The following is a 256-nucleotide window of genomic DNA, read 5'->3' as shown; positions in this document are numbered from 1 at the left end:
GCCGGTGAACAGGCCACCGGCCGGGATGCCGTTGGCGATGAACTCGCCGTAGTCGGAGCGGCCGGTGAAGTCGCTGCCCCGGGTGGGGGTGCCGGTGGCGTTGAGGAAGCCGTGGAAGGCCGCCTCGATCTGCGCCGAGCCGTACGGGCCCGCGCCCGCGCCGGTGGCGTCGGAGTCGTCGCCGTCGTAGACGAAGTAGCCCGCGTTCGGCGAGGCGATCATGTCGAAGTTCAGGTACAGGGCGATGTCGAGCTGC

1 protein-coding gene is annotated in these 256 nt (G+C 70.7%); it reads right to left on the bottom strand.

Annotated features, from left to right (window positions below):
* Positions 1–256: M28 family peptidase (locus UO65_RS04635; RefSeq protein ID WP_035279075.1), on the bottom strand; the 256-nt coding region annotated here is incomplete at both ends.

Origin of the sequence: Actinokineospora spheciospongiae (genome assembly GCF_000564855.1) — a bacterium.
GTDB classification, from domain to species: Bacteria; Actinomycetota; Actinomycetes; order Mycobacteriales; family Pseudonocardiaceae; genus Actinokineospora; species Actinokineospora spheciospongiae.
Note: the sequence above shows the minus strand (reverse complement) of the source record. Positions and strands in the feature narration are given on the sequence as shown.